The sequence below is a fragment of the Pseudarthrobacter sp. B4EP4b genome (genome assembly GCF_006680095.1).
Taxonomy (GTDB): domain Bacteria; phylum Actinomycetota; class Actinomycetes; order Actinomycetales; family Micrococcaceae; genus Arthrobacter.
This window is the reverse complement of sequence record NZ_VHIJ01000034.1, coordinates 63,930-81,817: the sequence shown is the minus strand read 5'-3', so window position 1 is coordinate 81,817 and position 17,888 is coordinate 63,930. Positions and strand designations below refer to the sequence as shown.

At 64.9% G+C, this 17,888-nt stretch carries 17 protein-coding genes and 1 tRNA gene; 12 read left to right on the top strand and 6 right to left on the bottom strand.

What is annotated here, in order from left to right; genetic code table 11:
• The first annotated feature begins 8 nt into the window (after window positions 1-8).
• From FNL14_RS12790 to FNL14_RS12760, 7 genes are all read left to right on the top strand, one after another.
• Entirely contained in the window at window positions 9-1,442 is a 1,434-nt protein-coding gene (locus FNL14_RS12790) for an FAD-dependent oxidoreductase (protein ID WP_142060596.1), read from the top strand.
• Window positions 1,443-1,547: 105 nt separating this feature from the next.
• Window positions 1,548-2,888 carry a helix-turn-helix domain-containing protein gene (locus FNL14_RS12785; protein WP_142060594.1) on the top strand — a complete coding sequence of 447 codons (1,341 nt, stop codon included), beginning with the start codon at window positions 1,548-1,550 and terminating at the stop codon, window positions 2,886-2,888.
• 149 nt (window positions 2,889-3,037) lie between these two features.
• Window positions 3,038-4,561 carry an aldehyde dehydrogenase family protein gene (locus tag FNL14_RS12780; RefSeq protein WP_142060592.1) on the top strand — a complete coding sequence of 508 codons (1,524 nt, stop codon included), beginning with the start codon at window positions 3,038-3,040 and terminating at the stop codon, window positions 4,559-4,561.
• Window positions 4,562-4,597: 36 nt separating this feature from the next.
• Entirely contained in the window at window positions 4,598-5,620 is a 1,023-nt protein-coding gene (adhP, locus tag FNL14_RS12775; protein ID WP_181762622.1) for an alcohol dehydrogenase AdhP, read from the top strand.
• Complete coding sequence (locus FNL14_RS12770) at window positions 5,620-6,027, top strand: DUF779 domain-containing protein (RefSeq protein WP_142060590.1); 408 nt, start codon at window positions 5,620-5,622, stop codon at window positions 6,025-6,027. The genes adhP and FNL14_RS12770 overlap by 1 nt, the downstream gene beginning before the upstream one ends.
• A 174-nt stretch (window positions 6,028-6,201) precedes the next feature.
• On the top strand, window positions 6,202-7,764 hold the full coding sequence (locus FNL14_RS12765; RefSeq protein WP_142060588.1) for an amino acid permease: 1,563 nt from the start codon (window positions 6,202-6,204) through the stop codon (window positions 7,762-7,764).
• 222 nt (window positions 7,765-7,986) lie between these two features.
• Entirely contained in the window at window positions 7,987-8,346 is a 360-nt protein-coding gene (locus FNL14_RS12760) for a nuclear transport factor 2 family protein (protein WP_255470821.1), read from the top strand.
• Between the two features lie 2 nt (window positions 8,347-8,348).
• On the opposite strand, the gene FNL14_RS12755 is transcribed toward FNL14_RS12760, so the two are convergent.
• The 3 genes from FNL14_RS12755 to FNL14_RS12745 form a co-directional block, all read right to left on the bottom strand.
• Window positions 8,349-8,984 (bottom strand): DUF2461 domain-containing protein, encoded by a 636-nt coding sequence (locus tag FNL14_RS12755; protein ID WP_142060584.1) that lies wholly within the window; start codon window positions 8,982-8,984, stop codon window positions 8,349-8,351.
• A gap of 127 nt (window positions 8,985-9,111) precedes the next feature.
• Complete coding sequence (locus FNL14_RS12750; protein ID WP_091416162.1) at window positions 9,112-10,593, bottom strand: catalase; 1,482 nt, start codon at window positions 10,591-10,593, stop codon at window positions 9,112-9,114.
• A 7-nt stretch (window positions 10,594-10,600) separates the two neighbouring features.
• Window positions 10,601-11,086: a Fur family transcriptional regulator gene (locus FNL14_RS12745; RefSeq protein ID WP_142060582.1), complete on the bottom strand. Its 486-nt coding sequence runs from the start codon at window positions 11,084-11,086 to the stop codon at window positions 10,601-10,603.
• 94 nt (window positions 11,087-11,180) lie between these two features.
• Here FNL14_RS12745 and FNL14_RS12740 point away from each other — a divergent pair, with 94 nt between their 5' ends.
• On the top strand, window positions 11,181-12,452 hold the full coding sequence (locus FNL14_RS12740; protein WP_142060580.1) for an MFS transporter: 1,272 nt from the start codon (window positions 11,181-11,183) through the stop codon (window positions 12,450-12,452).
• A gap of 33 nt (window positions 12,453-12,485) precedes the next feature.
• Window positions 12,486-13,355, top strand: a complete 870-nt coding sequence (gene htpX, locus FNL14_RS12735; protein ID WP_142060578.1) for a zinc metalloprotease HtpX — start codon at window positions 12,486-12,488, stop codon at window positions 13,353-13,355.
• 144 nt (window positions 13,356-13,499) lie between these two features.
• Here the strand turns inward: htpX and FNL14_RS12730 are convergent, their stop codons facing one another.
• Window positions 13,500-13,991 carry a YajQ family cyclic di-GMP-binding protein gene (locus FNL14_RS12730; protein ID WP_050054209.1) on the bottom strand — a complete coding sequence of 164 codons (492 nt, stop codon included), beginning with the start codon at window positions 13,989-13,991 and terminating at the stop codon, window positions 13,500-13,502.
• 185 nt (window positions 13,992-14,176) lie between these two features.
• Between FNL14_RS12730 and FNL14_RS12725 the strand changes: the two genes are divergently transcribed.
• The 3 genes from FNL14_RS12725 (at window position 14,177) to FNL14_RS12715 (ending at window position 15,606) form a co-directional block, all read left to right on the top strand.
• Complete coding sequence (locus tag FNL14_RS12725; protein ID WP_142060576.1) at window positions 14,177-14,425, top strand: hypothetical protein; 249 nt, start codon at window positions 14,177-14,179, stop codon at window positions 14,423-14,425.
• A 198-nt stretch (window positions 14,426-14,623) separates the two neighbouring features.
• A tRNA-Tyr gene (locus tag FNL14_RS12720) sits at window positions 14,624-14,705 on the top strand.
• Window positions 14,706-15,174: 469 nt separating this feature from the next.
• Window positions 15,175-15,606, top strand: a complete 432-nt coding sequence (locus FNL14_RS12715; protein ID WP_142060574.1) for a CBS domain-containing protein — start codon at window positions 15,175-15,177, stop codon at window positions 15,604-15,606.
• Window positions 15,607-15,749: 143 nt separating this feature from the next.
• On the opposite strand, the gene FNL14_RS12710 is transcribed toward FNL14_RS12715, so the two are convergent.
• Window positions 15,750-16,781 (bottom strand): LysM domain-containing protein, encoded by a 1,032-nt coding sequence (locus FNL14_RS12710; protein ID WP_142060572.1) that lies wholly within the window; start codon window positions 16,779-16,781, stop codon window positions 15,750-15,752.
• Between the two features lie 357 nt (window positions 16,782-17,138).
• Window positions 17,139-17,870, bottom strand: a complete 732-nt coding sequence (locus tag FNL14_RS12705) for a potassium channel family protein (RefSeq protein WP_142060569.1) — start codon at window positions 17,868-17,870, stop codon at window positions 17,139-17,141.
• Window positions 17,871-17,888: the final 18 nt, after the last annotated feature.

Here is a 17,888-nt window from a genome sequence, read left to right as displayed (position 1 = left end):
GGCTCCGAGTGTCCAACCACGGCGAAACCACCCCCACACGTCCGCTCCGCGTAGCCATCGTGGGCGCCGGGCCGGCAGGAGTCTACGCTGCGGACATCCTCACAAAGTCCAGTGGCGTGAAGGAGGGCGACTTCGAAGTCAGTATCGACCTTTTTGAGGCCTACCCCGCGCCGTACGGCCTGATCCGGTACGGCGTGGCCCCGGACCACCCCCGCATCAAGGGCATCGTTAATGCGCTGCACAAGGTCCTGGACCGCGGCGACATCCGGTTCCTGGGCAACGTCACCTACGGGCGGGACCTTACTCTCCACGATTTCCGCGCCTTCTACGACGCCGTCATCTTCTCAACCGGCGCCGTCAAGGATGCGGACCTGGGTATCCCGGGCATCGACCTGCAGGGCTCCTTCGGCGGAGCCGACTTTGTGTCCTGGTACGACGGGCACCCGGACGTGCCGCGGGACTGGCCCCTGGACGCCAAGGAGATTGCCGTCATCGGCAACGGCAATGTGGCGCTGGACGTGGCCCGCATGCTGGTCAAGCATCCGGAGGAGCTGCTCAGCACCGAGATTCCGGACAACGTCTACCAGGGACTGAAGGCTTCGCCTGTGACGGACGTGCACGTGTTTGGCCGCCGCGGCCCGGCCCAAGTGAAGTTCACGCCGCTGGAGCTGCGGGAGCTCAGCCACATGAATGACGTGGACATCGTGCTCTACCCGGAGGACTTCGAGTTCGATGAGGCCTCCGACGAAGCCATCCGCAGCAACAACCAGATCAAGACCATGGTGAACACGCTCACCAACTGGCTCGTGGAGGAGCATACCGAATCGGAGAACCCCTCCTCCCGCCGGCTGCACCTGCACTTCCTGCACAGTCCCGTTGAGATTTACGACGACGGCGGGTCGGGCAAGGTGGCAGGCATCAAGTTTGAGCGCATGCAGCTTGACGGCACGGGCAACGCCAAAGGCACCGGCGAGTTCATCGACTACCCCGTGCAGGCCGTCTACCGTGCCATCGGCTACCACGGCTCGGCCCTGGACGAACTGGAGTACGACGCAAAGCGCGGTGTCATCCCCAACGAGGGCGGCCGTGTGCTGGACGCCGCAGGTAACCCGGTGCCCGGGATCTACGCCACCGGGTGGATCAAGCGCGGCCCGGTGGGCCTGATCGGCCACACCAAGGGCGACGCGCTGGAGACCATCGGCTTCCTCCTCGAGGACCGGCTCACCCTGCCGCCCGCGCAGAACCCCGATCCGCAGGCCATCATCGACCTGCTGGAGGAACGCGGCATCGAATACACCACGTGGGAAGGCTGGAACAAGCTCGACGCCCACGAAGCGGGCCTGGGCGCAGCCTGGACCGGCCCCGAAGGCCTCGACCATGTGGTGCGCGAACGCATCAAGGTGGTGCCGCGCGAGGAGATGATCCGCATCTCCCGCGGCTGACCACCCCGCCGGCAGGCCTAGGTGGGGGAGGAGGGCAGGGTTAGAATTGCCACCACCCCTTGGCCGGCACGGCAGCGCCGTGCCTACAGGCAGCACAGGAGTTCGATGAAGAACCTGATCCAGCCGGAGCCGCTGCAGCGCGGCGCACTGGCCGCCCACGAGCTGCTCGACGGCGGCTCCCTGCACGATGCCTCCAGCGGCCTGCGCAACCTGATCCGCGAGTCGTGGCAGCGCTCCGCCGGATTCAAGGCGGACCCGGACAACCCTGCCGCTCCACTGGCCATGGACCGGGATGAGCTCGAGGATTACCGCAGCCATCACCCCCTGGCCGCCATCATGCCGGTCATCAACAAACTCCTGGTACAGCCCAGCCACGACTCCGGACTGCTGGTGGCGGTGGGCGACGAAGTGGGCCGGCTGCTCTGGGTGGAAGGCGATCCTGCGCTGCAGCGCAGGGCAGAGGGCATGATGTTTGTTGCCGGCGCCGACTGGTCCGAGGCCACGGTTGGCACCAGCGCCCCCGGAACCGCCCTTGCCCTGGGCCGGGGCATCCAGATTGCCGGCGCTGAGCATTACCAGCGGGCAGTGCACCCCTGGAGCTGCACGGCGGTGCCCTTCCACGACCCGGATTCCGGTGCCGTCCTCGGCGTCGTGGACATCACGGGCACGGCCACGGCGGTGGCGCCGCATACCCTGTCGCTGGTGGAGGCAACAGTAGCGGCCGCCCAGGCACAGCTGCGGGTGGAGCGCCTTCAGCTTGCCGCGGAGCTTGCGAACAGGCCGGCACGACGCCGGGCCACGGCTTCCGCTTCCCGCGCACCGGGGCAGGGGGTCAAGGAAGGCAGCCTGTACCGGAACAGCCTGCAGCTGCTGGGCCGCGACCAGGCACTGCTCAGCCTGGAAGGAAAAACCATTGTTCTTTCCGCCCGGCACAGCGAGATCCTGGCGCTGCTCAGCACCCACCCCGACGGGCTTTCTGCTGAGGAACTGGGCGTCCTGCTCTATCCCGGTGAGGGTTCCACCATCACCCTGAGGGCTGAAATGGTGCGCCTGCGCAAAGTCCTCCAGCAACTGAGCCCCGATGCCGTTCCCGGTTCCCGGCCCTATCGGCTTCCGGTCGATGTGGTGCCGGACAGCGGCCAGGTGCTGAGCTGCCTGCAACGCGGCGCGCACCGCATCGCCCTGGAAATCTACCGCGGCGCTGTCCTGCCGCGGTCCGAGGCGCCCGGCGTCGTGGAGTTGCGGGACAAGGTCTCGTTGCTCCTGCGAGAGGCAGTCCTCACGGACGGCAGCGCTGAGTCGCTGCTCAAGTACGCCGAACTTCCCGAGGCAAGGGACGACGTCGGGGTCCGCCGCGCCGCCCTGCGCCTCCTGCCCGCCCGCTCACCCAAGCGGGCCGCCGTCGTCGCGGACCTGGAGCGGCTGGAAGCCGAATTGGGCGCTTAAGGCGCGCCGGTGGTTGAGTCTGCCGAAACCAGGTTGCGGCCCAAGCTCCGGGACGGTGCAACCTGACTGCAACCTGCCCGCTCCTACGCTGATTCCAACGGCGGCCGCCAGCAGCAAGAGCCGCCCTCTGCACAGCAAAGGAGCTAGCAATGACTGTTTACGCCCAGCCCGGTACCGAGGGTTCGAAGGTCACCTTCAAGGACCGCTACGAGAACTGGATCGGCGGCGAATGGGTTGCCCCGGTCAAGGGCCAGTACTTCGAAAACATCACGCCCGTCACCGGCAAGGCCTTCTGCGAGGTAGCCCGCGGGACTGCAGAAGATATCGACCTGGCGCTGGACGCGGCCCATAAGGTTGCACCGTCCTGGGGCAAGACGTCGGTTGCCGAGCGCGCCGCCATCCTGAACAAGATCGCCGACCGCATCGACGAGAACCTGGAAATGCTCGCCGTCGCCGAATCGTGGGACAACGGCAAGCCCATCCGCGAAACCCTCAACGCCGACATTCCGCTGGCCGCCGACCACTTCCGCTACTTCGCCTCCGCCGTCCGTGCCCAGGAGGGCCGGCTCTCCCAGCTCGACGACGACACCACCGCCTACCACTTCCACGAGCCGCTCGGCGTCGTCGGCCAGATCATTCCCTGGAACTTCCCCATCCTGATGGCCGTCTGGAAGCTTGCGCCGGCGCTCGCGGCAGGCAACGCAGTGGTGCTCAAGCCCGCCGAGCAGACGCCGAGCTCCATCCTGGTCCTGGTGGAACTCATCGGCGACCTGCTGCCCGCAGGCGTGCTGAACATCGTCAACGGCTTCGGGGTGGAGGCCGGCAAGCCGCTCGCATCCAGCCCGAGGATCCGCAAGATTGCCTTTACGGGCGAGACCACCACCGGCCGCCTGATCAGCCAGTACGCGAGCCAGAACCTCATCCCCGTCACGCTGGAACTCGGCGGCAAGAGCCCGAACATCTTCTTCAACGACGTCGCCCAGGAAAACGACGCGTTCTACGACAAAGCACAGGAAGGCTTCGCGCTGTTCGCCTTCAACCAGGGCGAAGTCTGCACCTGCCCGTCCCGCGCGCTGGTCCAGGAGGACATCTACGAATCCTTCATGGCCGACGCCGTGGCCAGGGTGGAGAAAATGATCCAGGGCAACCCCTTGGATACCGAAACCCAGGTGGGCGCCCAGGCCTCCAATGACCAGCTCGAGAAAATCCTCTCCTACATCGACATCGGCAAGCAGGAAGGTGCCAAGGTCCTCACCGGCGGCGGCCGCGCCGAACTGCCCGGCGACCTGGCCGGGGGCTACTACGTCCAGCCCACCGTTTTCGAGGGCCACAACAAGATGCGGATTTTCCAGGAGGAGATCTTCGGCCCGGTGGTGGCAGTCACGAAGTTCAGCGACTACAACGACGCCATGGGCCTGGCCAACGACACCCTGTACGGCCTGGGCGCCGGCGTCTGGTCCCGCAACGGCAACATCGCCTACCGCGCCGGCCGGGAAATCCAGGCCGGCCGCGTCTGGGTCAACAACTACCACGCCTACCCGGCGGGCGCCGCGTTCGGCGGCTACAAGTCCTCGGGCATCGGGCGCGAGAACCACGCCATGATGCTGGACCACTACCAGCAGACCAAGAACCTGCTGGTCAGCTACAACGAAAACAAGCTCGGCTTCTTCTAACAACACCACCGCTACAACGACGCAAGGATTTCGCCAATGACGACGACAATGCAAGCAGCAGTAGTAACCGAATTCGGCACCGACCTCCAGATCCAGGACCTGCCCATCCCGACGCCCGGCCCCGGGGAAGCCCTGGTCAAGGTGCTCACCACGGGTGTGTGCCACACTGATCTGCACGCCGCCGAAGGCGACTGGCCGGTCAAGCCCTCGCCGCCCTTTGTTCCCGGGCACGAAGGAGTGGGTGAAGTGGTGGCACTCGGGGACGGCGTCACCGACCTTGCGGTCGGCGACATGGTGGGCAACGCCTGGCTGTGGTCCGCCTGCGGCGACTGCCAATACTGCCGCACCGGCTGGGAAACCCTGTGCGAGGCACAGAAGAACGGCGGCTACAGCGTCGACGGGTCCTTCGGTGAATATATGCTCGTCGATACCCGCTTCGCCGCCCGCATACCGGCGGGATCCGACCCCGTCGAGGTGGCGCCGGTGCTCTGCGCCGGTGTCACCGTCTACAAGGGCCTGAAGATGACCGAAGCCAAGCCGGGCCAGTGGGTGACCATCTCCGGCATCGGCGGCCTGGGGCATATCGCGGTGCAGTACGCCGTGGCGATGGGCCTGCGGGTTGCCGCGGTGGACATTGCCGACGACAAACTCGCCCTCGCCAAGGCACACGGGGCCGAACTGACGGTCAACGCTTTGCACGAAGACCCCGTGGAAGTGATCCAGCGTGAAACCGGAGGTTGCCATGGAGTCCTGGTTACTGCAGTGCACCCGTCAGCGTTCGGACAGGCCATTGGAATGGTCCGCCGCGGCGGCACGATTGTGTTCAACGGGCTGCCGCCGGGCGATTTTCCGGCGCCCATCTTCGAGATTGTGCTCAAGGGCCTGACGGTCCGCGGCTCGATCGTGGGAACCCGGCAGGACCTGGAGGAGGCACTGGACTTTTACGCCCAGGGCAAGATCCATCCCACGGTCTCCGTCCGGGAACTCGCCGAGGTCAACGCGGTTTTTGACGAGATGAAACACGCCAAAATCGACGGCCGCGTGGTCCTGAGGTTTTGATGACCCCGGACAGCATCCATGCTGCAGTGACGCTGCCCGGGGAGGACTTCTCCCGGGTGGCGCTCACGCCGGCGGCCGCCGAGTTGCTGCGATTGCTGTGGGTTCGGCACGGGCCGCTCATGTTCCACCAGTCCGGCGGGTGCTGCGATGGGTCCTCACCAATGTGCTACCCGGCAGGAGACTTCCTGACCGGTGACTCGGATGTGTTGCTGGGCATATTCGATGTGTCCGAGGGGCTGGAGGCGCAGCCGCTGGAGTTCTGGATGTCCCGGGAGCAGTTCAACTACTGGAGCCACACGCACCTGACCGTTGACGTGGTGCCGGGGCGGGGCAGCGGATTCTCGGTGGAAGCGCCCGAAGGCAAGCGGTTCCTGATCCGGTCCGCACTGATGGATTGGCCGATATAGCACTTCGGCGCTACAGGCTTGAGGTCCTCCATTTGGAGGGCCTCAAGCGCTTTATGCAGAACATAGTTTGGCAGCACTGCCGTCTCACCATTCGGAACAATTGGGACCGTCCAGTGGATGGACACTATCGTTGATAGGTCTGTTTCCATCAGAAATCAGGATTGTGATCCCCCTATGAACCTTCTCCGGACCAAATCAATCGAGCAGTCCATCGCTGACGCCGATGAACCCGGACGCAAGCTCAAACGGTCCCTCAGCACGTGGGACCTGATGATCATGGGCGTTGCGGTGGCTGTGGGTGCCGGTATCTTCTCCGTTGGTGCCAAGGCTGCAGCCAACTTCTCCGGCCCTGCCGTGACGTTGTCTTTCGCCATCGCCGCCGTCACCTGCGCCCTTGCCATCATGTGCTACGCCGAGTTCGCCACCGCCATCCCCGTGGCAGGCTCCGCCTACGTGTTCACCTACGCCACGATGGGCGAGCTGCTTGCCTGGATCATCGGCTGGAACCTGATCCTTGAGCTCTTCACGGCCGCAGCGGTGATCGCCAAGTACTGGGGCATCTACCTCAGCAAGGTGTTCGCGCTGATGGGTGCCGACATTCCGCCGGCCATCTCGCTGGGCGGGGTGGACCTCTACTGGGGCGCCTTCCTCATCGTTGCCGTGTTCACCGTACTGCTGGTGCTGGGTACGAAGCTGTCCGCCCGCGTGGGCAACATCTTCACCCTGATCAAGATCGGTGTGGTGCTCTTTGTGATCGTCGTCGGCTTCACGTACGTGAAGTTCGAAAACTACACTCCCTTCATTCCCGCCGCCGAGCCCACCGGTGGTGCCGGCGCCGCGGATGTCCTGAAGCAGTCGTTCTTCGGGTTCCTCACCGGAGCCGCACCGGCACAGTACGGGACGCTGGGCATCTTCGCCGGCGCTGCACTGGTGTTCTTCGCCTTCATCGGCTTCGATGTTGTGGCCACCTCGGCCGAGGAAGTCAAGAACCCGCAGAAGACCCTGCCGAGGGGCATCTTCGGCGGGCTCGCCGTGGTGACGCTGCTCTACATCCTGGTATCGCTGGCCCTGACCGGCATGGTCTCGTACACGCAGCTGGCCGAGGCCAAGAGCCCCACCCTCACCACAGCCTTCGAAGCCGTGGGTGACACCTCCGCCGCCAAGGTCATTGCCTTCGGTTCCCTGGTTGGCCTGACCACCGTGATCATGGTGCTCCTGATGGGCCTGTCCCGGGTGGTACTGGCGATGAGCCGCGACGGCCTCCTGCCCCGTGCGCTGTCCAAGACCAGTGACAAGCGCTCGACGCCGGTCCGCCTCCAGATCATTTGCGGGGCCGCCGTGGCCCTGGTGGCGGGGCTGACCAACGTGGACCTGCTCGAGGAAATGATCAACATCGGTACGCTGTCCGCCTTTGTGGTGGTGAGCCTGGGCATCCTGGTGCTCCGCAAGAAGCGCCCGGACCTCAAGCCCGCGTTCCGCGTTCCCTTCGGCAAGGTCCTGCCGGTTGTATCCGCCGTGCTGTGCCTTTACCTGATGACGAACCTTGCCGTGGAGACCTGGATCTTCTTCGCCATCTGGCTGGCGATCGGCCTGGCCATCTACTTCGCCTACGGCCAGCGCCACTCCCGTTTGAACGAGAGGTTCGCCACGGCAAACACCGCCGTCAACGGGGGTCCTGTGGAAGCTGGTACTCCGGTGGCGTCGGCCGACGACGAGGACGAGCTGACACGCGCCTGACACTGACCTGCGCCTGGCGCTGACCTGCGCCTGAGCGCTGGTCGTGGCTGACGCCGGAGCCGCAGAACCGCCCGCTGATCCTGGAATCAGCGGGCGGTTCTGCGTTTGCCTGCCGGTCGGAGCGAGAATTGGGGGTGCGGCAGGACGGAGTCTGCAGTTCAATAAAAGTGCACCTGTGGCGGCGGGCCACGGGTGGCTGGAAGGAACGTGGGCGTTGTGCAGATGACGATGGAGCAGGTGGCAGGCGCTTTTTCGAGCCACCGGTTTGAAGAGGCCCTTCCCCAGATCCACGACGATGTTGCCTGGGATCTTGTGGGAGGTGAAGTCCTGGCCGGCAAGCCGGCGGTGGTTGATGTCTGTTCATCCCTCGCCCGGGACCTGCAGGATGTGCAGACCACGTTCGATCAGTTCCGGATGGTTTCCGGACCTGCGGCTGTTGTGGTGGATAGCGTTGCCCGGTACCTCTCAGCCGATGGCAGCCTCAGCCGGGTGGCATCCTGCGATATCTACGACTTTATGGACGGGCGGGTGGTCCGCATCCGCTCCTACAACGTGGAACTGGCACCCGATACAGCCGGTTGAGGCTACGGTGCTGCGTGCCGGCCCACCCAGTCCACCAGCGGCCGCAGCTCATCCCACAAAGCAGCAATCTCCTGGAGGGCGGCAGGAGTAGCCAGCCACGCCGGCTGTCCCAGGTCGGTGGCGGCGGAAAGGGATTTGTGTTTGAGGAGTTCGGCCCTGGGGTGATCCTGCGGGTACCCGCGCGGGACGGTCTTGAGCTTCTCTCCCTCCACCATAAAACCGGCAGCCGCCACGGCTTCGACAATGTGCCGCAGTGATTCCCCTGTTCCTGAAGCGTCCACCGAGTTGCGGTACCGGGCCAGCTGGGCCGGGGTGTGGGAGTGGTATCCGCCGCCCACCAGGAGTCCGTCCGCGCTGACCTGAAGGTAGAAGCCCACTCCTTCCTGGACGGACGCAAAGGCGCCTTGGGCGGTTTTGTAGGGCGACTTGTCCTGGGAGAACCTGATGTCCCGGTTTGGCCTGAAGATTTTGCCGGGACCAAATCTGGGCTCCAGCTCGGCCAGCAATGCGAGGAACGGCTCCCGGACCAGCGTCTGGTAGCGGTCCTTGTTCTCCTGCCACCACTCGCGGGTATTGTTCTCCTGCAGCTCCTGGTAGAACTCGAAGGCGCCGGCGGGGATGCCCTGGAAAGTTGTCATGCGTCGATCCTAGGGACAGCAGCCACCGGCGGCCATGGCGAACAATACCTATGTGGAAAAAGAAAAAACCACCCCGCCACGGAAACCCGTGACGGGGTGGTTTTCAGCAACTCAGAGAGGGGCTGGATCAGCCGATCTTGTTGGCGGCTTCTGCCTCGGAGAGCGGTGCAGCGCCGAGGTTGGCGCGCAGCTTGGCGCCGAGTTCGGCGTCAACGTTGGTCCAGTACTGGATGGCGCGTTCCTTGATGTCGGAGCGCTTGACGCCGCCCACGGCACCGGTGATGGTGTCCAGGAAGCGGGCCTTTGCGGCGTCGTCGTAGACCTCGCGGTACAGCGCGCCGGCCTGGACGAAGTCGCTGTCCTCGGCGTGTAGGGAGTGCGCGGCGAGGGTCAGCTCGCCGTCGTTCTCCCAGCCGCCGGCCGGGTTCTGCGGCTCAAGCGCAGCGGGACCGCCGAAGGTGTTCGGGGCGTAGACCGGAACCGAGGGAGCGTTGAACAGGTAGCGTCCGGCGCCGTCCTGGCTGTAGTTGTTGACCTGGTTCTTGGGCTGGTTCACCGGGATCTGGGCGTGGTTGGTGCCCACGCGGTAGCGGTGTGCGTCCGCGTAGGAGAAGATGCGGGCCTGCAGCATCTTGTCCGGGGAAGCGGCGATGCCCGGCACGAAGTTCGACGGCGCGAAGGTGGCCTGTTCGATCTGCGCGAAGTAGTTCTCCGGGTTCCGGTTCAGCTCCATGGTGCCCACCTTGATCAGCGGGTAGTCAGCGTGCGGCCAGACCTTGGTCAGGTCGAACGGGTTGAAGCGGTAGGTCTTGGCGTCCTCGTACGGCATGACCTGGACGTGCAGGTCCCAGGACGGGAAGTTGCCGGCTTCGATGTTCTCGGACAGGTCGCGGATGTAGAAGTCCGCGTCCGAACCGGCCAGGGCTTCAGCCTGCTCGCCGGTCATGGAGTTCACGCCTTGGTTGGACTTGAAGTGGTACTTGACCCAGAACCGCTCGCCCTCGGCGTTGATCCACTGGTACGTGTGTGAGCCGTAGCCCTGCATTTCACGCCAGGAGGCCGGCAGGCCGCGGTCACCCATCAGCCAGGTGACCTGGTGGGCGGACTCGGGGGACAGGGTCCAGAAGTCCCACTGCATGTCGGCGTCGCGCAGGTGCGTGCCGGGAAGGCGCTTCTGGGAGTGGATGAAGTCCGGGAACTTGATGCCGTCGCGGATGAAGAACACCGGGGTGTTGTTGCCCACGAGGTCGTAGTTGCCCTCAGTGGTGTAGAACTTCACGGCGAAACCGCGGGGATCGCGCCAGGTGTCCGGGGAGCCGTTCTCGCCCGCAACGGAGGAGAAACGGATCAGCATTTCGGTCTCGGCGCCGGGCTGGAGGAAGGCTGCCTTCGTGTACTTGGACACGTCCTCGGTGGTCTTGAACGTACCGAATGCACCGCCGCCCTTGGCGTGCACTACGCGCTCCGGCACCCGCTCGCGGTTGAACTGGGCGAGCTTTTCCACCAGGTAGTGGTCAGTCAGGATGATGGCACCATCGGCACCAACTGACTTCGAGTGCGCGTCGGACGTAACGGGGGCACCTGACTGGGTTGTTGAAATGGCAGTCATTGTTCTCCTATTTCTGTGTTTCTTCTGAGGGACGATTGGAAGGAAGTTGTTGGGACTGCTGGCAGTCCTGGCAGATGCCCTGGTACATCACGTCGGCGATCTGGATGGTCATCGGCTTGGCGTGTTCATCCCAGTGGGGCGTGAGGCAGGGCGCGTGTCCCACGGCGCAGTCCACGTCCTCAACGCGGCCGCAGCTGATGCAGATGGCGTGGTGGTGGTTGTCGCCGACGCGGGTTTCATACAGTGCGGGGGAGTGCGGCGGCTCGAAGCGGCGCAGCATGTGCAGGTCCGTGAGGTCACCCAGCACCACGTAAACGGACTGGGCTGTCAGCTCGGGGAGCTCGGCGCGGGCGGCGGCCAGGATGCTCTCGGCAGGGGAGTGGGGATGGCGTTCGACGGCGGCGAGAACCGCCAGCCGCTGTTTGGTCACCCTGCGGCCGTGGGCGCGCAGGGCGGCAGCCCATGCCTCCTGGCCGTCAAAGTGCTCTGTCATGGCTCCATTGAAACACTTATTCTGAGTTTCTCACAATAAGGCTTGGCTTACCTGTGTGGAGAGTCAGCGGCCCCTGCGACATTAGGGTTACAGGGTGGGGAAACTGCTTGCTGACATCACGCCGCTCAAGGAGAGCCGCGACTTCCGCCGGCTCTGGCTCGGGTCGGCCGTATCCGCCGTCGGAAGCCAGCTCACCCTGGTGGCAGTGAGCCTGGAGATCTACCGCCTGACCCAGGACAGCTTCTATGTGGGACTGCTGGCCGTCTTCGCCCTGGTGCCCCTGGTGATCGGCGGGCTCCTGGGTGGATCCATCGCCGACTCCCACGACCGGCGCCGCGTGGCGCTGCTGGCCAGCACGGTCATGTGGCTGACCACTGGCCTGATCGCCCTGCAGTCCTGGCTGCACCTGGGCAACGTTTGGGTCCTCTATCTCCTGGTGGCAGTGCAAAGCGGCGCGCAGGCCATCAACCAGCCCGCCCGCAGCGCCATCCTTCCCATGCTGATCCGCCAGGAACTGTTGCCGGCGGCGAACGCCCTGAGCATGATGTCCTTCGGCCTTGCCCTGACTGCCGGGCCCCTGCTGGCCGGCGTGCTGGTGGCATGGGTGGGATTTGGCTGGACCTACACCATCGACTTCGCCAGCTTCGCCCTGGTGCTGTGGGCCGTCTACCGGCTGCCGCCCCTGCCGCCGTCGGGAAGTCCCGGCAGGCCAGGCATCCGCTCGGTCATCGAGGGGTTCCGGTTCCTGGGCACCCGTCCCAACCTGCGCATGACCTTCGTGATCGACCTGGTTGCCATGATCCTCGCCCAGCCGCGCGCCCTCATGCCGGCCATCGGCGCTGTGATGATCGGCGGCGGCGAAGCAACCGTGGGCATGCTCCTTGCCTCAACAGCGGTGGGAGCGTTCCTGGCCGGGCTGTTCTCAGGCCCCCTGGGCGCTGTCCGCTGGCAGGGGAGCGCGGTGGTTTTCTCGGTAATGGGGTGGGGTGCATCCATCGCCGCGTTTGGCATGGTGGCAGTGCTCGCCGGCCGCTCCCCGGACGGGGAGGTTACCTTCTGGCTGCTTCCGGCTGCACTGTGCTGCGCATTGGCTGGAATCGCCGACTCGATCAGCAGCGTCTTCCGCAACACCATCCTGCAGGCCGCCGCGCCGGACCACCTCCGCGGCAGGCTCCAGGGTGTGTTCATCGTGGTGGTCGCGGGCGGCCCTCGAATCGGCGATCTGCTGGCCGGCGGCGCCACGAAAATGGTGGCCGAGGGGTGGGTCCTGTTGTTCGGCGGGCTGCTGTGCATTATGGGGGCGTGGCTGGCGGCGAGGCTGCAGCCGGGATTCCAAAAATATGACGCGCGGAACCCGGCTCCCTAGAAAGCCGTTCCCATAGGTGAGCGAGGAGGAATCGTGCACAAACACTACAACGGACTGAAGACGGCGGCGCTTTTCGGCGTGCTGTGGGCGGTGCTGCTTGGCCTCGGAGCCCTCATTGGCGCCAGCACCCGCAGTTCGGCTCCTATCTGGATTATGGCGCTGGTCGGAGTCGGGACCACGGCGTACGGCTACTGGAACAGCGACAAGATCGCCATCCGGTCCATGCAGGCCTACCGGGTCACGGAAGCGCAGGCGCCGCAGCTGTACCAGATTGTCCGCGAGCTGTCCGTGCGCGCCAACCAGCCGATGCCGCGGATCTACATTTCGCCCACCATGAATCCGAACGCCTTCGCCACCGGCCGGAACCCGCGGAACGCGGCGGTCTGCTGCACTGAAGGAATCCTGCAGCTCCTGGACGCCCGCGAACTCCGCGGCGTCCTGGGGCACGAACTCATGCACGTCTACAACCGCGACATCCTCACCTCGTCCGTGGCCGCCGCTGTCGCGGGCGTTATCACATCGGTGGGCCAGATGCTGCAGTTCTTCGGCGGCGGCGACCGGCGGAACTCGAACCCCCTGGCCATGATCGCCATGGCCCTGCTGGCGCCCTTCGCGGCGTCGCTGATCCAGATGGCCATCTCCCGCACCAGGGAGTACGACGCCGACGAGGACGGTTCCGCGCTCACCGGCGATCCGCTGGCGCTCGCCTCAGCCCTGGCCAAGATCGAGCGCGGCGTCAGCATTGCGCCGCTGCCGCATGATCAGAGGCTGGTCAACGCATCGCACCTGATGATCGCAAATCCGTTCCGCGGCGGCGCCATCAACAAGCTGTTCGCCACGCACCCGCCCATGCGCGACCGGATCTCACGGCTGGAACGGATGGCCGGGCCGCCGCTGCGCTAGCGTCCCGCCGTCGTCCGTTCTGTCCGGCGACGCGCATAACCATCCTCGACGCGCAAAAACGCCGACGCTACCGGAATCGGGGTAGCGCCGGCGTTTATGCCTGGCGCAGGAATTTTCCTGCGTCGAAAACCTGTGCCCGCGGTGCTAGCTGCGGAAGTTCACAAACTGCAGGTCAGCCTCGTCGAAGTCCTTCAGCAGTGCCATGGTGGCCTGCAGGTCGTCGCGGGACTTGGACGTAACGCGCAGTTCGTCGCCCTGGATCTGGGACTTGACCGATTTGGGGGCTTCGTCGCGGATCAGCTTGTTGATCTTCTTGGCCAGGTCCTGCGCGATGCCTTCCTTGATGGAAGCCTCGAGGCGGAACTCCTTGCCGGAGGCGTAGGGCTCGCCGGTATCCAGGGACTTCAGTGAGATACCGCGGCGGATCAGCTTGGACTGGAGCACGTCCAGTACCGCCAGGACGCGCTCTTCGGAGTTTGCCTTCATGAGGATCTTCTCTCCGCTGAAGTCCACTTCTGCACCGACGCCCTTGAAGTCGTAGCGCTGGGCCAGTTCCTTCTGTGCCTGGTTGAGCGCGTTGGCCACTTCCTGCTTGTCCACTTTGCTTACGACGTCGAACGTTGACTCGCCTGCCATGACTCTCCTTGTGCTGGTGGGGGCCTTGTCCGCGGACAGGGCCGGGATCGCTGCATTCCAGCCTAATACGGATGTCGCTGATGAGGGGGAGCCGTATTTCACAGTTCCCTCTCAGCGGACATCCCGGGGGAACGAAGGAGGCGGCGACAGAGTTGAAGGAGTTGGAGTTGCACGAAAGGAACACCATGCACCGCAAAGCTGTCCACTACGTCACACGAACCACATCAGCGGCAGCCGGGGCCGTTGCCACGGCAGCAACCTCGGTGGCGGCAGCGGCGGTGGCGGCGTCCATCATTTTCAGCCCGGTAGCGGATGCGTCCTCCCGTATGGACGGCGTCCGCGAGGACCTGCTCCGGGCGGTGCAGTTGAACCAGATCACCGAGGAGCAGGCCATGAAGTTCGAGGCGAAGCTGGCCGGCCGGATTCTGGGCTAGGCCTGACAGCAGCCTTAGGGACCGCCTGCCTGGACCGCCTGCAGGGTCCGGAATCCGCGCCATTCCGGGCCTTACGGCGCCGATTCGATTCTTCGGCGGAAGTTCTGTAAAGTTGTCTTGCCCGCGGTTACTGTAAGCGGAACGGCCCGGAAACGGACGTCCTGCAGACTGCATCTACGGGTACTTCTTTTGAAGTTTGGCAGATTACCCGAGCGGCCAAAGGGGGCTGACTGTAAATCAGCTGGCAACGCCTACGGGGGTTCGAATCCCTCATCTGCCACCCAAGGAAAAGCCTTCGGAACCATAGGTTCCGGAGGCTTTTTCGTGTTTGCGAGCCCGCCCCCATCAAGGTGGCGCAGCATCCGGCAACCCGCCACCACCTCCTGCACCAGATCGGGCAACACGCCATCACGTTTGGGGTCTGCTGGAGCTATCGAATGCAGAAGGCGGCGGCAGCACCGCCGTCGTACTTCATCTGGTGTTGATGGGGCGATGCGGCAGAAGCGGCATGAGGTGATGGCGCGTTGTAGGGAAATCGGCAAAGCTTAGCCATCGCCCATTTCCCGCGCCTTTGCTGGGAAGCAGGCCCCTCCCATACACACGTTTTGTCCTATAACCCCAGGTTCCCGAGCTGCCTCCAGAGGCGGCAAAACCGTCGTCGACATGACAGTGGCGCGGGCGTAGTCTGGCACCATCGGCGCAAGTGCCCGATGCCCTGCGTCGATCAAAGAATCGATAAAGGAGGACAAATGAGTGCCGTACGTGAATTCATGACTACGGACGCGCAGTGTATTAAGGAAAGCCAGTCCCTCGCAGATGCTGCCCGGATGATGCTGGACCTTGACTGCGGATCGTTGCCGATCTGCGGTGACGACGGCAAGTTGAGGGGCATGATCACCGACCGTGACATCGTGCTCAAGTGCGTGGCCGCCGGGCGCGATCCCCGCGAAATGATGGCCCGCGATCTCGCCTCGGGCAAGCCCTACTGGATCGACGCCGATGCGAACGTTGATGAGGCCATCGACATGATGGAGAGCCACCAGGTCCGCCGGCTTCCTGTCATCGCCGACCACAAGTTGGTGGGGATCCTTAGCCAGGGAGACATCGCCCGCAATTACTCCGAACAGCGCGTGGGCGAGCTGGTGGAGCACATCTCCGAACGCAAACGGATGAACGCTTAGCCGGGAAATTTTCATCAACCAACGCCACGGAGGTCCCTCCGTGGCGTTTCTTGATGCCAAATCCTGGCCTTGTCCGCAGCTCCCCACCTTGAAGGTTAGGAACTGCGGACAAGCTTATGAATCCTCGTGCGCGGCAGGAATCTTCAGTTCAGCGCAATCAGGAGCATCTGGCTGGTTCCCGGGATGCACGTCTGCAGGATGGCCCGGGGAAAGCCGCCAAACACATTGATGACATCGTTGGTGGTCCCGGGGTTGGGTACCTGCCCGCGAGCCGTCACCGTGTACGTTCCGTAGCCCGGGATGCTCACCGTCTCACCCACGCCGATTCCGGAGAAGCGGGCCCAGCCGCCGCAGAAATCATGTTCAGTGATAAAGAGTGAGTAGCCGTCGTTGGGCGTGAAGTGGATGGGCCCGATGCAGGCATCGACCATGGACTGCCCACCGGCGCCGGCAACGTAAATGGTCCGGACGGCTGGAGCGGCCGCAACCGGGGCAGGCGCCGGAGCAGCTGCAGGTGCCGGTGCGGGGGCCGAAGCAGGAGCGGGAGCAGAAACAGCAGCAGGTGCCGGGGCCGGTGCGGCAATGGCCGGACCGGTCAGGACCAGTGTCTGGCCCGGGACGATGATGCTGTACTGGCCCAGGCCGTTCGCGGCAAGCATGGCGTTCATGTCCACCCCGAACCGCCCTGCAATGGCACCGACGGTATCGCCGGGAATCACGGTGTACTGGTTTCCGTCGGGCGCCGCTGCCGGTGCCGGTGCCGGTTCAGGAGCGGGTGCGGGCTCGACGGCGGGCGGCGGCGGTGCTGCCTCCGCAGGCGCTTCCGGGGCAGGCGCGGCAGGCGCAGCAGCAGCGGGTGCCTCGGCTGGTGCTTCTGCCGGTGCCTGGACAGATTCCGCGGAACCGGAACCGGAACCGGCAGCATCGGCCTGCGTGCCCTGCTCCTGGGAAACAGCCTCGGCAACGGGAGCCGCCGCCGTCGTACCTGCCGGAGCGATGGTGACGGGCGCGGCAAGGGCTCCCACTCCCACCGCCGCCACAACGGCAGCGGTGGCCATCCCCGCCCACAGTTTGTTGCTGATGGTGGGGCGGCCCGCCGTCAGGTCGGAGCGGGGGACGTCGGTGGCGAAACTACGGCTCGGACCGTCGGGGGTAGAGAAGTATGGCTGGTTCATGGGTAGCCCATCGAGGTGCGGTCCGGCCGGGCAGCTGCGGGTGCAGGAAGCGGGGCAGGACGGATCGAGGTGTGACGCACCGGCGGCCCAGCCTTAGACCAGGCCGCCGCCGGCGCATGATGGAGGCGTCCGCATACCCAGAAAATACGGAAGCTCCGCGAGAAGGCACTGCCATCCGGAAGCCACCCGGTGAACAGGCCAGCACATGTTCGGTCCTAGGAATCCCGAGTCTAGGAAGTGCGGCGGGGCGCAGGCACCAGTAGGGATTACCCGAATATTTTGGACCGGTACTTGGGAGTGCGGTCCCTGACACTCAAAATCGTTCCTGCGTACTACCTGCTGCTCCGGGCGCGGATGCTACCGGCTTTGCCGGCCCTTCAGCTCCGCAATCTCCCGGCGGAGCATGGCGATTTCCACAACCAGGTCCGCCAGTTCGGCCCGCACGGGCTCCTCGGCCTCGGCCACCGCTTCGGCGGTGTCCTCCACCCGCTGGACCAGCCAGGACGCAATGGATGCCGTCACCACACCGAGAACGGCGATGCCGCTCATCATGAGGGCTGCTGCCACCACCCGGCCGAGAGGCGTTACCGGGTACATATCCCCGTAGCCCACGGTGGTGATGGTGGTAATGGCCCACCACAGGGCATCACCGAACGTCAGGATCTTCGCGTCCGGCGCAGACTGCTCCACGTCCAGGACGGCGAGGGCGCCCACAAACACGAGCATGGTTGCCGATCCCGCCACGTACGTAACCACGCGTCCCCGGAGGGTGTCGCCCAGCGTCCTGTGCAGGACGGACAACAGGGTCACCAGCCGCAGCAGGCGTAGTGGGCGGAAGAATGGCAGGGCCACGATCAGCAGCTCATGCAGGTTCCGGACGAACCAGCTGCTCCGGTCAGCTGCGAGCCAGAGGTTTGCCACGTAGTCCACGGCGAAAATACCCCACGTGGCCCACATGATGGCCTCCAGCCAGATGGCCGCGCTGCCCTCAATGCGGCCGATGACCTGCGACGCATACGCTGCCAGGAAGATCAGCGCCGTCATGGTGAGCGGCCAGTCCGCCAGGTCCCGGTAGCGTTGTTGCGTCATGGAGGAAATCCTACGTGG